General features: G+C 43.9%; 12 protein-coding genes. 2 read left to right on the forward strand and 10 right to left on the reverse strand.

Annotated features, from left to right (window positions below; all coding sequences use genetic code 11):
- Positions 1-19: 19 nt before the first annotated feature.
- The 9 genes from GVX98_RS01545 to GVX98_RS01585 all read right to left on the reverse strand — a co-directional run bounded on the left by GVX98_RS01545 (position 20) and on the right by GVX98_RS01585 (position 10,318).
- Entirely contained in the window at positions 20-1,522 is a 1,503-nt protein-coding gene (locus GVX98_RS01545) for a UvrD-helicase domain-containing protein (RefSeq protein ID WP_159127073.1), read from the reverse strand.
- An 11-nt stretch (positions 1,523-1,533) separates the two neighbouring features.
- Positions 1,534-2,316, reverse strand: a complete 783-nt coding sequence (gene hisIE / locus GVX98_RS01550) for a bifunctional phosphoribosyl-AMP cyclohydrolase/phosphoribosyl-ATP diphosphatase HisIE (protein WP_004978775.1) — start codon at positions 2,314-2,316, stop codon at positions 1,534-1,536.
- A gap of 189 nt (positions 2,317-2,505) precedes the next feature.
- Positions 2,506-3,792, reverse strand: a complete 1,287-nt coding sequence (locus GVX98_RS01555) for an NAD(P)/FAD-dependent oxidoreductase (protein WP_159127074.1) — start codon at positions 3,790-3,792, stop codon at positions 2,506-2,508.
- Positions 3,793-3,804: 12 nt separating this feature from the next.
- Positions 3,805-4,863, reverse strand: a complete 1,059-nt coding sequence (locus GVX98_RS01560; protein ID WP_159127075.1) for an SMI1/KNR4 family protein — start codon at positions 4,861-4,863, stop codon at positions 3,805-3,807.
- A gap of 72 nt (positions 4,864-4,935) precedes the next feature.
- Positions 4,936-6,012 (reverse strand): patatin-like phospholipase family protein, encoded by a 1,077-nt coding sequence (locus GVX98_RS01565; protein WP_159127076.1) that lies wholly within the window; start codon positions 6,010-6,012, stop codon positions 4,936-4,938.
- A gap of 162 nt (positions 6,013-6,174) precedes the next feature.
- A complete protein-coding gene (locus tag GVX98_RS01570; RefSeq protein ID WP_004978783.1) occupies positions 6,175-7,794 on the reverse strand; it encodes an AarF/ABC1/UbiB kinase family protein in 1,620 nt (539 codons plus the stop codon).
- A 12-nt stretch (positions 7,795-7,806) separates the two neighbouring features.
- Positions 7,807-8,478: an SCP2 domain-containing protein gene (locus GVX98_RS01575; protein ID WP_004978784.1), complete on the reverse strand. Its 672-nt coding sequence runs from the start codon at positions 8,476-8,478 to the stop codon at positions 7,807-7,809.
- 23 nt (positions 8,479-8,501) lie between these two features.
- Positions 8,502-9,446, reverse strand: a complete 945-nt coding sequence (gene ubiE, locus GVX98_RS01580; RefSeq protein ID WP_004978787.1) for a bifunctional demethylmenaquinone methyltransferase/2-methoxy-6-polyprenyl-1,4-benzoquinol methylase UbiE — start codon at positions 9,444-9,446, stop codon at positions 8,502-8,504.
- 167 nt (positions 9,447-9,613) lie between these two features.
- On the reverse strand, positions 9,614-10,318 hold the full coding sequence (locus GVX98_RS01585; RefSeq protein ID WP_004978789.1) for a hypothetical protein: 705 nt from the start codon (positions 10,316-10,318) through the stop codon (positions 9,614-9,616).
- A 196-nt stretch (positions 10,319-10,514) separates the two neighbouring features.
- On the opposite strand from GVX98_RS01585, the gene GVX98_RS01590 reads away from it, so the two are divergent.
- Positions 10,515-11,942, forward strand: a complete 1,428-nt coding sequence (locus GVX98_RS01590) for a phosphate--AMP phosphotransferase (RefSeq protein ID WP_159127077.1) — start codon at positions 10,515-10,517, stop codon at positions 11,940-11,942.
- A gap of 53 nt (positions 11,943-11,995) precedes the next feature.
- Here GVX98_RS01590 and GVX98_RS01595 read toward each other — a convergent pair whose 3' ends face one another.
- Positions 11,996-12,538 (reverse strand): hypothetical protein, encoded by a 543-nt coding sequence (locus tag GVX98_RS01595; protein ID WP_004692676.1) that lies wholly within the window; start codon positions 12,536-12,538, stop codon positions 11,996-11,998.
- A gap of 178 nt (positions 12,539-12,716) precedes the next feature.
- Here GVX98_RS01595 and GVX98_RS01600 point away from each other — a divergent pair, with 178 nt between their 5' ends.
- Positions 12,717-16,397, forward strand: coding sequence for an exodeoxyribonuclease V subunit gamma (locus GVX98_RS01600; protein ID WP_159127078.1), 3,681 nt, complete (start codon positions 12,717-12,719; stop codon positions 16,395-16,397).
- The last annotated feature ends 2 nt before the right edge of the window (positions 16,398-16,399 follow it).

The following is a 16,399-nucleotide window of genomic DNA, read 5'->3' on the forward strand; positions in this document are numbered from 1 at the left end:
TGACTATTTTTACATTCGACTATCCAGCAACTTTACGTAATGAGCTTGGCATTTGTTTTTTAAGCTGCTGCATCAGATCGTAAATGTGATGGATATTTAAACTTACTTTAGCACGTGTACAGGCCACGTAAAGCAGTCTTAACTCTTCATCACTAATTTTATGGTCTTTGTCGTTGACCTTAAACTGATAATCATCTTCGATGTGAACGCGGTTCCACTCTAAGCCTTTGGCTTTGTGTGCGGTGGAAATAATATAATCCGCTTGTTCAATCGGCGTAATCTTCGCGAGGGCTTTTTTGAGTGGATCGGTGCCATGATCATCCACCAATTTCACTAAAGGTTTGATGTCACTGCCGTCATTGGTTTCGCAGTATTCATGTACATCATGCCAAGAATTAAACCAGGCCAGTTCAGGCACATCGGTGACGCGCTTGCCTTGTTTGAGCATTGCGGCAGCATCGACAAAGCGGTTCAGTTTGACATGGTCGGCTTGTAGACTGACTTTGTCGCCATGAACTAATCCTGAAAGCAGCAGTTCCATGGCGCGCGCATTGGTGCGACATAAAATCGCATCGCGCATTTTGGTATGGGGTTTGTTGACCACTTTGGAGTTGAGCAGAGGGTTGCCCATGAGCGGCACGGTTTCATTCAAGGCGCCTAAAATAGCATTGGCATGCAATGCAATCTCTTCACCAAAACGAAACGAGGTGGTAAGGCGTGACTCAGGCAAAGGCAGTTGTTGCATGGCATTGACTGCGCCGCGCCATGCATAAATTTGTTGGTGTGCATCTCCGACATAGATCACTTGTGTATTACGCTGCTTCAGTAAGATGCCCAACATCAGCGGATCGGCATCTTGTGCCTCATCAAACAACACATAGTCACTTGGGATATTGGGTTCAGACAACGCCCACAGTTTTAAATAAATATCGTGACCAATCCCAGCCTGATGATTGGGATCGATGGACTCTAACCAACGTCGTTCAATGGCAGGGTAGAGGTGCTTTTGTAGTGAATCGATATCATCGGGATGCAACCAGCTCGGTGCTTGTAAATGTCGCGGTGCTGGGTACTGAGAACTGGTTGAACAGAAGTGACTCACGGCATTCGCCACAAGGCTGGCCAAGCGTGACGGCATCAATACATATTTTTCATAACGTCCGCCCATCATCCGTCTCAGGGTAATCGGTTCAAGACGATATTCTTTGGCAATAAAACTCGGACTTAAACGAGGCAGACGAAGTTTGTCGGTCACTCCACGTGGAACACTGCGAAAAGCGAGCGAGTGGAAGGTTCGGCAGTCGACATTGCCATGAAACTTCGTTTGCGCTTCGCTGGCAATGGCTTTGTTGAACGCTAAATACATACCACGACTTTGTGGCATGGCATCGCTAATCATTTGCAGTGTGGTGGTTTTACCTGTGCCTGCATAAGCAATTACTTTAAACGATTTGCCCAGACGCGCGTTATCAATGGCAATGGCTTGCTCATAAGTCGCGCTCGGTTTGATGATATTCGACACAGGCAATAAACTTAGTGGCTGCGGTTGGCTTTTTCAAGCAAACCAGAAAGCCCTTGACGACGTGCCAATTCATTAAGAACCACTTGAGGGTCTAAGTCGAAATAGCCTAAAACCACAATCGTATGGAACCAAAGATCTGCCACTTCATAGATCAAATCATTTTTATGGTCTTCATTGGCTTCAGATTTAAAATCCTTAGCCGCGATAATGGTTTCAACCGCTTCTTCACCGACTTTTTCTAAAATTTTGTTGAGACCTTTATGATACAGCTTCGCGACATAAGACGAGTCAGGATCAGCTGCTTTACGCTCAGCCATCATTTGACCGAGGTAGGACAAAACTTCAACTTGCTCAGACTGAGCCGTTGAGGCATTCATTGCCAATGTATGTGGATTTTTCGATTTTTCGCCATAAATCGCGTTCGGGTCTTTGAGCTGTGCATCCACAATTTCCCAGCCATTTGGCGTGAGTTTACGGTAGAAGCATGATTCACGCCCTGTGTGACAGGCAATTCCGCCGTGCTGTTCAATTTGCAGCACAATTACATCGGCATCGCAGTCGAGACGAATTTCATGTACGGTTTGAAAATGCCCAGATTCTTCGCCTTTATGCCATAACTTGTTGCGTGAACGAGAGAAATATACGGCTTGGTTTTTCTCAGCCGTCAAAGCCAAAGCTTCACGGTTCATCCATGCAACCATCAAGACACGTCCCGTTTGGTGATGCTGTGCAATGGCAGGGACTAAACCTTGTTCGTTAAATTTTACTTCATCGAGCCATTGCAAATTGTTCATAAGATTTCACCAAGCGAATAAATATTGAGAGTGTTACGATGTTAACGTAGCGCGCTATAGTCTACGTGATTTAAACAGAATAGAGGAGAAACTTTCTACAGTTATCTCACAGCGGCTTAATTGATATATTTTAGAAATTCAACCATCAGTCACCCATCCAAAGCGGATGACGATGATTGTCATCGCATTCTACACAGAATGATTGTTTTGTTTTGCAATATCCCGATAGTTCATTTGACTGAACATGCCTAATTTTAAACCTGAAATCGTCACCGCCATTTCTTTACGGAAATAGGGGATTCGATACATCCAAGCAAAGCTTAAATCACGTAAACCACCTGCCCACCATAGGTCAGATTGGTAAAGTGGTGTGAGTAAACGACTTAAAAATTGATAGAACGCCGTCGAACTTTGACGGTGTTGATGATACGTTTGCCAGAGTTGAACATAATCAATGTTTTCATTTTTTCTTACACTTTGAACCGCTTGCCCCAAAGCCCATGCATCTAAAAGAGCCATATTTGCACCTTGCCCCAGTTGTGGACTCATCGCATGTGCTGCATCACCCATGACACCAATACGACCCTCACCAAACTTAGACAGCACCACATCACGATAATTTGCCGTCAACCATTGTGATTTTTGTTCAGGCTGGGAAATGACTTGTTCTAACCAATCTGCAGCAGGTTTCCAACGCTTAGACACTTGGTTTAACCAGTCTGAGTAAGCTTGTGAATTGTGTAGAAAGTTATTTAGCTGATGGCTTGGAAGACTCCAAAATACACTCGACAGTCTTTGCTTGGGTTCATGTGGCACTGTACCTGTCGGTAAGATTCCCATCATGATTTTAGAGCGATCATGAAACTGATGTAAAATTTCTGTATCTAATTCAAGACATTCGGGAACAATTGTCCATTTGGCTCCCCAAGGATAAGCTTGATCAACCTTTACCCATTCTTTCGGTCTTAAAAGGCTGCGTGCGCCATTGGCAATGATCACAGCATCAAAAGCTTGATCAAATGCTTCACCATCTTTTGTACCCAAAACTCGAATTTGATTGGATATTTCTTCTAATTTTTGAATGTCGGTATTCATTTGCCAAGTAATCAGTTCGGAATATTCACGGCATTTATTTTCTAAAACATGGCATAAGGTTGCTCGATGGATACCTACACCATAAAAATCAGGATGCGCTTGTTGATAATGACTATTGACCAGTAAATTGCCACTCGGCAACTGACCTTTGAGCCCAGTGACTTTTGCACCCAGTCTTAAAACCTCATCTAAAAGGCCTAAATGCTCAAAAACAGCTAAACCTGAGGGCTGTAGTAACAGTCCTGCTCCGACAGGTTCAAGTTCCGAGGCTTTCTCTAAAATACTGACTTGAATATTTTGTCGAACCAGTAAAATCGCAGTGGCTAATCCTGCGGTTCCTGCACCGATGATGGCGAAGTGGGGGGAGTGATTAGGAATCATAGATCGAATGATTTAACCATTGTCTAAAATGAATGCGTAACGAATATCATCAGATTTTTTTAATTGGTCGATGTTGATTTTAATGAAATCCTCTAAAGAGCTTGAAATAACATTTCGTTCCCAAGATTCATTTTGTAATTCAATAATTTGACCATATTGTCCTTGTTCACTAGGATCAAGATCAATCATTAAATAATCACCATTTCTCCCTTCTGCAAACGGAATCCAGTTGGGATTGGTATAGTCACTTATTTTTGTTCGAACATCATAATTTGGGTAATTCGAGTGATCGAGATTTTCTCCAGTATTGAGTTCAACATTATGTTGCCAATGCTTATAAATATCTTCAAAAGGTAGTAAATCGTAATTCCAGCCCTTCACAAAAAAAGTAAAGATAGCTGTAACCGGATTCCAATACACATTATGAACTTTATAAAAACTGGTTAAAACTTCAGGCATATGCATCTCATTTTGCATGTGGATTTCCTGAATGTCTTGACGCTGTATACCGTGCTTTAAATTATAATAATTATTGTGTTGGGGAACGATACTATGAATTGCATTGAGCCAATTTGACCATAGGGTTTGAAAATGGGCATATTCTGGAGCTAAGGCTAAGGGTTCTGGTATTTCAGATTTAATATAGGCTGAGAAACTAATCCCATCGATTTGCTGGTTTTTTAAATCGCCATGAAACCATGCATAAACGTCATGTGCAACTAAGGCTTTGTTGCGGTCGCCTTCATAAATAGGAATACGTAACTCAGGATGTTTAAAAAAATAAGAGATTGCTTCATGTTGGCCGTAATGGAATTGTCCCTTAAAGGCATGTTTTGGAGCGGCATCATTTTCTCGACGTTTAAATGAAACATCAATTGTATCAATAAGATGATCTTGTTTAGCATAGGCTGTGATACCAAGTTCATCCCAAACATAGATTGTATTGGTTTCGCAGTTTAAAACCCGATGCGTTGTATCCAGTACAGAAATCAATTTTTCTGTTGGAATGGGGAAGTTAAGGGGGTGTTGGTTTAATAAAAAAGTATTTTCACTTAAAATTATTGTTAGCATAGAAAAAATGTAATCTCGATTTTTCTTTATTTGGTCAGATTAAACAAGATTACATTCATGCGCAAATTTTGTTTATAAATCTTGTATGACCTGTGCAAAATGCTGTTTTTCCACCATTTCCAAGAACTCATCACCTAAGCGCTGACTTTCAGAAATACATTGGTTCCACATTTGAATGCGCTGTTTTTGGTCGAGCCCTTTGAGGGTGAAATCTTTACGATCGGGCAGGCGTCCTAAAGGTAAGCTCTGTAAATAGTCTTGGGACGGAGACAATAGTAGCGTACGGGCTTGATTTTCAGGATTGGCGCGACGTTTAAACAGTTTATCAAACCACCCCGGCGTAATGCTGTCCGTAAAGTGCGGATAAAGCACAATGCCTTGACTCTCAAAAGGCAGATCGATGTGATAGTCAATCAGACCACCATCGCGATAACTGCCTTGTGGCGCATCTGGAATATCGCGAATTGCGGCCATCACGCCTGGAATAGAGGCTGAAGCAATCAGCCAAGGCAGAACGTTTGCAGCGGTGAGACTGTGATAATGAGTGAGGAAATCATCTTCCACTTTAAATTGTTTACCATTGCTGGGCTGACTAATTACCCGTTGCATAAAGTGGCGACTATGCTTTCGCGAAACAGCGGTTGTGCCGATGATACCTGCCACAGAGGCCAATAGCGGGAGAACTTGGTCACTTTGGAAGATGTGCTGTGCTTTAATCGACAGCACTGTGAGGTGGTAATCGGGATGATTGACCAATTCCGCTTCTTTGCCTTGCACCAAGTCGAGCAGCATGCCACGGCAAATATCACTGACTTCTTGACGCTGCATTTTTTTGTCAAAATAGAGGTTGGTATAGAGTTCACCTAAACGTTCGGTACCTGCTTTCGCACCGTGCGCTAAGATGCTGGCAAAGCGCCAACTGCCAATGGATGAACCAATCAACGTTCGTCTTTGCGGTGCACGAGCAAAGAATTCACCAAAAATGGCTTGGTCTAAACCTTGAATCCCGATGCCTTTGGGCCCACCTGCGGCACCGGGTACAATATCGACCTGTTCAGCTTGTAAGCCTTCACTTTGAATGAGTTGACGTGCTAATTTACCTGCACGAATGCTTAAAGCTGGAGGGTGTTTTTGCAGGATTTGAGTCATCGTGATCATTCAAAATAGACAATATGTATTGTCATTTTAACTTGCGAGAGAGCGAGCGCATTGGCAAAAGTGATCCAAGAATGACTTGGGAGTCACTTCCTACATAAAACCTAAACATAAAAAAGCCTGAGAGACTCAGGCTTTTAATACAGCAGAAAGCGTCTATTTAAACACGCGCCACACCGCCAGTAAGCTGGTGAGTACAATTAAAATCACTGAAATAAACCAAGGCGAGATAATCGCAATCGACAGCAAAATGGCCATGAGACTGCCAAAAATCCAACTGCGTTTTTGCTGATGCTCCATTTGTAGGCGCATACTTTGCAGTTCATTGAGCTGTTTAGCATGCCAAGCTGATTGGTTTTTGAGACCATTTAAGCTATCGACCAACAGCGTTGGGAAGTCTTGTGCCCCTAAAAGTAAGTCCGGAATTTTTTGTCCTAACTCTTTTAGGTTCTTTTGTGGATTCATTTGCGCTTTGATCCAATCGGTCAGGATTGGCTTAGCTAAACTCCAAATGTCCAGCTCCGGGTAAAGGTCAGTCCCTAAACCTTCAACATGTACGAGGGTTTTAAGCAGCAGCATCAGTTGTGGTGGAATTTCCAAATGGAAGCGTCGTGCAATATCCATAACTTGAATCAAAATGCCCGCGAAGTCCAATTCATGCATAGGTTTGGACACCATTGGCCCGACCGTGCGACGCATTTCACGTGCTAGTGCATCTTGGTCTGTGCCCGGTGGAATCCAACCAGCTTGATGCACGATTTGAATCAGTTGCATAAAGTCGCTGTTCATGACCGCAAGCAGCATACGTGCCACGGTCATTTGGTCATGCTTCGACAACTCACCCATAATGGCACAGTCCAGCGCAATATAGCGGGGTTGGCTTGGGTTTAGGGTTTCAACGAAGACATTGCCCGGATGCATGTCGGCATGAAAAAAGTTGTCACGGAAGACTTGGGTAAAGAAAATGGTTAAGCCTTTTTCCGCCAGATCTTTACGATCCATCCCCAGCTTTTCAAAGGTTTCAATATCTGAAATGGGAACGCCCGTAATGCGTTCGGCCACCATCACGTCTTTGCTGTCCATATAGACTTCAGGCACATACATCATGCTTGAGCCTGTAAAATAATGGCGCATACGACGGGTATTGTCGGCTTCTAAAGTCAAATCCAGTTCATTTAAAATGACTTGACGATAGTTCTGAATAATTTCAGATAAGTGCAGTGCACGCGCGGCTTCTAGACGTTTTTCTAGAAAATCACCTAGCCATTCTAAAATTTCAAAGTCTTGTAAAATTTGACTACGAATAGCGGGACGGGTGACTTTCACCACCACTTCGCGCCCATCATGTAAAGCGGCCGTATGTACTTGAGCAATCGAGGCTGCTGCCAAGGGTTGTTCATCGAAGCGTGCAAACAGTGTGTTTACATCGGCTTTCAGTGATTCTTGAATGCGCATTTTCGCTACATCAGAACCAAACGGTTTGACACGGTCTTGGAGTAAAACCAGTTGTTGTAGTACTTCAGGTGGAATCAGGTCACGACGAGTAGACAGTAGTTGTCCCATTTTAATCGCCAGTGGTCCCATTTCCTCTAAAGCCAGTTTGAGCTTCAGTGGATTTTTTCGTTCACGACTGGACCATGCCGCAGGGTGCATACGAATTACACCCAATGCATGGCGTGCTTTTTCAGGCAATTCTTCCGCAGGAAACAACGTGTCGAGTCTATAGTGCGCGGCAATGCGCCAAAGTTCGAGTAAACGTGAAACGTGCGGAATCATATATGTAAATACCTAGTTTTGAGTTGAGTCTTGAGTGTCAATCTGTGCTTGAAGCTGTTGAATTTTGGCTTCGGCACGATCTAAGTTTTGATTAAAAATGCGGGTGTCTTGATGCAGATCATCCATTTGCCAACGTGGGGCAAATAGACCACTGTCTTCTTTTAAGGCATCTTCAGCAAAGAACAAATGACTTTGTAAGGCCTGTTTGATGTGCTTCGGTGCCAGTTGGATTTTGGCCAATTCATGCGCCAAACTTGGGCCAATCCACGGGCTTAGATGCGCAGCCAAGTCAGGCTCAGCTTGTTGCATAATCCGTTGAATATCTTGCAGAAGGTGATAATCGCCTTGCAGGGGGATAGTGCCGACATCATCCGCCAGTAAAAGCTTGAGCAGCTCAACCACATTGGCCACCGTTAAAGTTGCGGTTGCTGGGGTGTGAGACTGAGCTTGATCAAAAGGGCGTTGTTCAAAAATGGACGCTGTTTCACTATGCCCCGTAACGGTAGGTTCTAAGCGCACTTTAGCTTGGTCAAAGAACACATCTACAGACAGTTGCGGGGACGCGATCACCACACGTAACATCTTGCCTTGTAGTTCATTGAGCTGGATGCGAGTGATCGCATCCAAATTAATCACATGATGAATTAATCGTTCAACTGCACCGAGTGCCAGAATCGACCACATAATTTGCCCTTAAACGTTTAATTTTAAAGTTTAAAACCACGGTGTACAGCAACGATACCACCGGTTAAGTTGTGATAGTCACAGTTTTGGAAGCCTGCATTTTCCATCATGCCTTTCAACGTGCGTTGGTCTGGGTGCATACGAATGGACTCGGCTAAATATTTGTAGCTTTCTGAGTCATTGGCAATAATTTTACCCATGATCGGCAGTGCGGTGAACGAATATAGGTCGTACAGTTTTGAAAAAGGCTCAAACACAGGTTTAGAGAACTCTAATACCAGTAGGCGACCACCTGGCTTAAGCACGCGGTACATCGCTGCAAGTGCTGCATCTTTATCGGTCACATTACGTAGACCAAACGAGATCGTGAGTAGGTCGAAGCTGTTGTCTTCAAACGGCTCTAGGGTTTCAGCATTGGCTAATACGAAGTCAACATTGGTACAGCCTGCATCAATTAAACGATCACGCCCCACATTTAACATTGATTCATTAATGTCTGAAAGTACCACATGACCTGTAGGGCCAACTTCGCGGCTAAACACTTTAGCCAAGTCGCCTGTCCCACCAGCAATATCTAATACGCGCTGACCACGACGAACCCCTGACATATTGATCGCAAAGCGTTTCCATAGACGGTGAATACCAAAAGACATCAAGTCATTCATAATGTCGTATTTGCTGGCAACCGAGTGGAAAACCTCCGCTACTTTTTGGGCTTTGTCATCACTGCTGACTGTTTGGTAACCAAAGTGTGTGGTACTGCCCACGTTACCTGTGTTGGCACCGCGAGGCAGGTTGTATTTAGGCACAGAACCTGTCACAGGCGTATTGGTTAGCTGTTGTTGTAAGGACTGTTGCTGACCTTGCGCTGTGCCTTGAGGTAATGGTTCAGTTAAAAATGGACTCACTTTGTCTGTGTTTTGTGCCGACTCTTGAGTAGCGGTAGGCGTTTGATTTTCATTCGACATGGGAGTCACTCCTAACATAGCAATAGGGTAAATGTTGCAGTGCATGCATGATGACAGATTCTAGGACGTTGTACAGTAACCATCATGCAATTGTGCTGAATAATATACAGAAAAACAGCAGAGCAAAGCTGCTGCTGGCTTATTTTTATCAAGTCATTCGTTGAAATTTACTGAAAAGGATACAAATGCCCCGCATGGACTTTATCAATAATTTGACGTTCCACCGCCGTAAAGTCTTTCACAAATTTCTCTGCCGACTTTAGCGGTTTCATGGCTAAAAAGCCATCCTGCATAAATTCATACATGACATTGAAGTTATATTTGTTGGCCGTCCCTTTACACATCTTAAAAGCGGTATAGACCATAAAAGAGCGCATGTATTTATCGAGGTTCTTACCCAATTGATCGAGTAAATACAGCTGTTTCAAGCGTTCTTCGCCTTGTTCTAGTTTTAAATAGGCTTGGCGCATCAAATCATCGGTTAAGGCTTCAGAGGGATGGTGATCTTTCAGCAATTGCATCGCCACTTGTTCATCCAGCCGCACCGCCAAAATAGCCAACTCAACCCCAGAGGTACCTGTTTTAATGGCATTTTCAGGAATTAATTTCTCTGCTTTGTGCGCATATTTGCTCAAGCGCGCAATTTGTCCTGCCAAAGCGTCAAAATCTGGGCCACCATATAAACGGTTGATAAAATACTCGGCCATCAAGAGGTTCTGTTTTTCTGCGAAAGCACGGTTATGCGTGCGTTGCATCCGTTGCTTTTGCCAGACTTGCACATCTTGTAAACGTTGGAAGAGCACCGAATCTTGATGATAATGCAATTGGTAATACTGTTCTAAAAGCTCATCGAGGGCGGCGAGTTTGGACATTTGCTGTCTCAGTTCTATTTAAAGATAGCTAAATCTTAGTGCGTGATGACGGAACTCGCTATGACAAAGTGACAAAAAAACTATTTATTTGTGGTCAGTTTGATGTAGAAGTAGTCAAAAGATACATATGAAAATCATCTAGACCATCATCTTTTAGGATCTAGTGATCTGATTAAATAGAAAAAAGGAGGGGGCCATGGATACAGAAACGATCGTCAGTACAGTGCTGAATGAAGAACAGCTTTCACTGGACTTAATTGAAGCGCAATATGCGTTGATGAATACCCGTGATCAGAGCAATGCAAAAAGTTTAGTGATTTTGGTCAGTGGAATTGAACTTGCGGGTAAAGGCGAAGCGGTGAAACAGCTGCGCGAATGGGTCGATCCGCGTTTTTTATATGTCAAAGCCGATCCACCGCATCTGTTTAATCTAAAACAGCCTTTTTGGCAGCCCTATACTCGATTTGTACCTGCCGAAGGGCAAATTATGGTGTGGTTTGGTAATTGGTATGGGGACTTGTTGGCTACGGCCATGCATGCTTCAAAGCCTTTGGACGACACTTTGTTTGATGAATACGTCAGCAATATGCGGGCTTTTGAACAGGACTTAAAAAACAACAACGTAGATGTCTTAAAAGTTTGGTTCGATTTGTCGTGGAAGTCTCTGCAAAAGCGTCTGGATGATATGGACCCGAGCGAAGTGCATTGGCATAAGTTGCATGGGCTAGACTGGCGCAATAAAAAACAATATGACACCTTACAAAAGCTACGTACGCGCTTCACCGATGACTGGCAAATCATTGATGGTGAAGATGAAGATTTGCGTAATCACAATTTTGCACAAGCGATTTTAACAGCGCTGCGACACTGTCCAGAGCATGAAAAAAAGGCCGCATTAAAATGGCAGCAAGCGCCGATACCAGATATTCTGACTCAGTTTGAAGCCCCTCAAGCTGAGGATGCAAACTATAAAGCAGAGTTAAAAAAACTCACCAAACAAGTGGCCGATGCCATCCGCTGTGATGACCGTAAAGTGGTGATCGCTTTTGAAGGTATGGATGCCGCTGGGAAAGGTGGTGCGATTAAGCGCATTGTGAAAAAGCTCGACCCACGAGAATATGAAATTCATACCATTGCCGCACCTGAAAAGTATGAGCTACGCCGTCCTTACCAGTGGCGTTTTTGGAGTAAGTTGCAGTCGGATGACATCACTATTTTTGATCGGACGTGGTATGGACGCGTTTTGGTAGAGCGGATAGAAGGCTTCGCAACCGAGGTGGAGTGGCAACGCGCTTATGCGGAAATCAATCGTTTTGAAAAAAACCTCAGCAACAGCCAAACCGTGCTGATTAAGTTTTGGCTGGCGATAGATAAAGATGAACAAGCGGCGCGGTTTAAAGCCCGTGAAAGCACTCCGCATAAACGCTTTAAAATTACCGAAGAAGATTGGCGCAATCGCGACAAATGGGATGACTATTTAAAGGCAGCCGCGGATATGTTTGCACATACCGATACAGGCTATGCGCCTTGGTATATTATTTCCACCAATGATAAACAACAGGCCCGAATTGAAGTCTTAAGGGCAATTTTAAAACAGCTCAAAGCGGATCGCGACACAGATTAAAAAGCATAAAAAACGGTCATTTGACCGTTTTTTATAGAGACAGATTTAGTTCTTTAACTTAAAGGAATTTGGGTCACTGGCGCTGCAACAGGAACACCTTGTTCAGCGGCTTGTTTTAGTTGAATGCCTTTGGCGAGCTTATACGACTCTTCCACATGGGTTTCCGCAATTTTTTTCATCACGACATACCCCAAGCTAGCCGCAATCATCTGTCCACCAAGAGGAATGAATTTGGTGACTTGTTTGGTGATGTATTTGGCTGCCATGTTATTGAGGGATTTCTTCACGGCTGTACGTGCCACCACCAGTCCAGAGAACTCCACGCCACGTTTACGCAGTTCTGACCAATGGATTTGCTTGGTTTCTGGGTCGTAGACACTGACTTGCTCAGGGGTTAAACCAAAGCGGGCGTTAATTTCGGGAATCAACTGCGACAATATGCCCACATCAATCACCACATCAAGGAAAGGGACTGGAATAACCGCTGCACCTGCAGAAAAATAGGCGCGCTTTTTGACTAAGTCCAAACATTCTTCGCGGATTTGTTCTAAATTTAAAGAGGGATCAATTTTTTCTGGAATGTGCTCTAATTTCATCTTCTAAATCCTAAAATATCCTGATTTACATTGATTCTAGTTTTGCTTAAAGTGTGTATTTTAAAGCAAATTTTAAATAGAAATATGTCATCAAAGTGACATAGACAGAACCAGAAGTATAGTCAATAATCTGTGTGCTTTTGTAGATTTTTCTTAAGACGGTCATTTGAGGGGAAACATGGCAATACACGTAATACAAAGTCAGCGTATTGATGTTCTGTTGCAAGCCATGCAAAAAACCGTCTTTAAACCGGCCAAAAATGCCTTTCAAGTGCTGCAAGCACAGCACTTTATTGTACCTTCACCTGCGGTTGAGGCGTGGCTAACGCAAAAGTTGGCAGAACAGCAGGGCATCAGTGCCAACACGCAGTTTCATCATCGTATTCGTGGTTTTCAATGGTCGGCTTATCAGTGGGTTTTGGTCGACCAAAAAGATGAAGTCCGTAAAGCCAATATTCCGCGATTGATTATTAAATGGCGTGTCTTTCAAGCCTTAAAAGAATTTATACAAGCCGAGCTGAATCCTTTAGAGGTTGCTCATCCGTTGTATCCGATTATTCAGCGGATCTATGCCAGCGCTGACCGTTTGCAACAAGGCATTGATAAACAGCTGAAAAAACAAAGCATGCTGTATTGGGTCGCGGAGCAGGTTTCACGGTTATTTAGTTTTTATATGGACTATCGTGGGCATTGCACCAAAGGTTGTCCACCGCAAAATTGCCGTTGCCAGACCAATTGGTTACAAGCGTGGGGCAAAAACCAGCCGCTCGATTTGGAGCAGATGTTCTTTAAAACCCATCAAGAACTCAGTGCTTTTCAGCTTAATCAAGCGCATGAATTGGAAGCATGGCAGCGTTGGCTCTGGCAAGTGGTATTCCATGCTGACTTTGAACAAATTCAGCGTATTGATACTGCATTTTGGGACTTACTCGATCAAGCCGAGACCCGAGACGCTGCGCTTAAAAAGTTACCTGCTCAGCTGGTGGTGTTTACGGTTTTAGATTTACCACCAAAGCAATTGGAGTTTTTGCATCGATTAGGGCAGTACATCGAGATCTTTATTTTTCACTATAACCCTTCACAAGAATACTGGGCGGACAGTGTCGATCCCAACTGGAAAGCGCGTTATGACGCACGGGTGAAGCAGCGTTTTATTGAAAAAAATCCAAATGCCAATGATGCCGAGATTCAGCAGTTTTTTGATGAGTTTACCCTCAATTTTAATGCAGAAACCCGAGAGTCTCGCCATCCTTTACTGACCCGATTTGGTAAACAAGCGCGCGACCATTTCTCTTTACTTTCCAACCTTTCTTCAGGTGAAGATGGCGTATGGGCCGATGTCTTTGTCGATGAATATCCAGAAACGTTACTTGGTAAAATTCAGTCCGATGTCCTGTATTTGGTAGAACCTACGCAGCATCAGTATGCTTTGGCTGAACAAGATGATTCGATACAGATTCATGTCTGTCACTCCAGCCTTAGACAGCTTGAAGTCCTCAAAGATCAACTGACGCATTGGTTGGCTCAGGGCACGGCTGAAGCACCACGACGTCCAAGTGATATTTTAGTGTTGACGCCCAGTTTGACTGAGCTAGAACCTTTTATTCGCAGTGTTTTTGCGCCTCCTCCGCATGAGCGTGAAGCTTTGCAAAAGGGCCACCAACTCAGTAAAGACAGTATTTATCTGCCGATTAAGCTAGCTGGCGTGACTCAACTCGATGCCTTAAATGCATGGCGTGCTGTGCTGGGACGGATGGTCTTGGTGCGGGGGCGTTTCAGTATTGAGGACTTTGCCGATTGGCTCAGTTTAAATGCAACGCAGCAACGTTATGGCTTAGACATGAATATGATTGAGCGGATGACGGAGCTGTTGATCAACGCAGGCTTTAAGCGTGGATTGGATGCCGAACATTTAAAACGCAGTTTGGCCGAAGGGGATGATGACTATCGTTATAGTCTGAAGTTTGCCTTAGATCGTTTGGCTTTAGGCGTCGCTGTACCAGAGCATGTGCTGTTTCATGAGACTTTAAGCTATGCCCAAGTACAGTCGAGTGATTTTGAGCTGATTGGTGTTTTGATAGAAATTTACCAGGATTTCAAACACCGTTCCGAGTGGATGATCGCGCATGAAATTGGACAACGGACGACTGCTGAAACTTGGCTGAATCGTTTGATGGATGATATTCGCGAGTTTGAAGGTGCGGGTGTTGAGTCTTTGGCCGCAGTGTATAAGATGGTCAAAAAACAAGAACGTATGCTGACCTTGGCGAGTTTCTACGATGAACACGACCATCATGCACTGCGCAGTTTAAGTTTACCTTTACCTTATGTGTTAGAAGAAATCCAAAAGACTTTAGAAGCGCAATTGGACTATGCAGAACCCACAGGGCAGATCACGTTTAGTCAAATTGGCCAGATTCGACCTGTGCCATATAAGTTGATCGTGATGTTGGGCTTGGACAGTGGCAAGTTTCCCAACCGCAGTGCACATTTACCTTTTGACCTGATGGATTTACTAAAGCCACAACTGGGAGATCGTTCCCGTTTGGAAGATGATCAAGGGGCTTTTCTAGATGCGTTGTTGTTGGCACAAGAGAACTTATGGTTATTTTATAATGGCTTTGATATCAACGATGGTGAAGTCCGTGATCCGTCTACAGTGTTGCAAGAACTGATTCAGCATATGGCTTTTATTGTGCAGCCTGACACACAGACCAAGAGTGCCAACGCAACAGTTGATCAGCATGGCGTGGCTGTCCCTGCACAGTTGGCATCGTTGTATCATGTCCATCCTTTATTGCCTTTTGATCCGCGTGGTTTTGAGTCTGAGCACAGTATCCGTTTTCAAGACCAATGGTTTCAAGTTGCGAAACAACTACAGTATGCATCGGGGCAACGGGGCAGTTGGGTTAATACGCCTTATCCAAAATTAGAGCAAGACATTCAAGTGCTCGACAGTCAGCAGTGGATTCAGGACATCACTTTCCCTGCAAGGCTGTATCTCAAGACTTTAGGCGTGGAAAACTTAAAACCAGAAGAGATTCCTGCAACGCAAGAACCGTTACTGCTCGATGGTTTAGGACGTTATGCCATCCGTCATTTTTTACAACAACATGAAGCAGAAGCGGATGCAAATCTTTTGATGGATCAACTGCCGATTGGTAAAGTTCAAGATGGGGTCTGGCAAATGAGCGTGCTTGAACAGCAGCGCTTGCTAGCACGTTTACAACGTTATGCACCCGAGGCCACAGCCACGACCCAACAAGTTTGGAAGGTGAGAGAACATTTACAGATCAATGTTACCCTAGCCAAATTTAGTGCTGAAAAATGGGTCAGTGTAGAAGCATCCAGTGCCAGAGCAAAGCGCCGTGCCAAAGTCTGGTTAGAGTATTTACTGTGGCTGGCTTATGTCAATTTGGGAGAGGGTGGACAGCAATATCAACGCATCGTGGTGTTTAGTGATCGAACCATTTTATGTACTGGCGTGAGTTCAAATCAGGCGCGTGAATGGCTTAAACCTTGGTTGAAAGCATGGGAGTATGCACAAACTCAGCCTTTGGTTTTACCTGCGGCCTTGTTGTTGAAAATTGCAGAGAAAGATAAAACGCATGAATGGCAACTGAATGAGCAGGAACAGATGGTGATTGCCGATATGGACGCCATTTATAAAGTTTGGGAAGAAGATGGTCGCTTTAGTGGTTTTTCAATGACTGAAAATGAAGCCAATAAAGCACACCGCGACTGGCAGTTTATTTTACAAGAGCAGGATGCTAAAGCATTACTTGTCGATGCCTGTGAGCAGTTTTCCTATGAACTATATCATCCGATATTTTTGCATCAGCAAAGCCTTGAGGACTAAGT

This window comes from Acinetobacter sp. 8I-beige (assembly GCF_902505955.1).
Lineage (GTDB): Bacteria > Pseudomonadota > Gammaproteobacteria > Pseudomonadales > Moraxellaceae > Acinetobacter > Acinetobacter johnsonii.

Coding starts and splice junctions, on each gene's coding strand:
- hisIE (WP_004978775.1), bottom strand. CDS start 2,316: ATGAACAATTTGCAATGGCTCGATGAAGTAAAATTTAACGAACAAGGT.
- GVX98_RS01555 (WP_159127074.1), bottom strand. CDS start 3,792: ATGATTCCTAATCACTCCCCCCACTTCGCCATCATCGGTGCAGGAACC.
- GVX98_RS01560 (WP_159127075.1), bottom strand. CDS start 4,863: ATGCTAACAATAATTTTAAGTGAAAATACTTTTTTATTAAACCAACAC.
- GVX98_RS01565 (WP_159127076.1), bottom strand. CDS start 6,012: ATGACTCAAATCCTGCAAAAACACCCTCCAGCTTTAAGCATTCGTGCA.
- GVX98_RS01570 (WP_004978783.1), bottom strand. CDS start 7,794: ATGATTCCGCACGTTTCACGTTTACTCGAACTTTGGCGCATTGCCGCG.
- GVX98_RS01575 (WP_004978784.1), bottom strand. CDS start 8,478: ATGTGGTCGATTCTGGCACTCGGTGCAGTTGAACGATTAATTCATCAT.
- ubiE (WP_004978787.1), bottom strand. CDS start 9,446: ATGTCGAATGAAAATCAAACGCCTACCGCTACTCAAGAGTCGGCACAA.
- GVX98_RS01585 (WP_004978789.1), bottom strand. CDS start 10,318: ATGTCCAAACTCGCCGCCCTCGATGAGCTTTTAGAACAGTATTACCAA.
- GVX98_RS01590 (WP_159127077.1), top strand. CDS start 10,515: ATGGATACAGAAACGATCGTCAGTACAGTGCTGAATGAAGAACAGCTT.
- GVX98_RS01595 (WP_004692676.1), bottom strand. CDS start 12,538: ATGAAATTAGAGCACATTCCAGAAAAAATTGATCCCTCTTTAAATTTA.
- GVX98_RS01600 (WP_159127078.1), top strand. CDS start 12,717: ATGGCAATACACGTAATACAAAGTCAGCGTATTGATGTTCTGTTGCAA.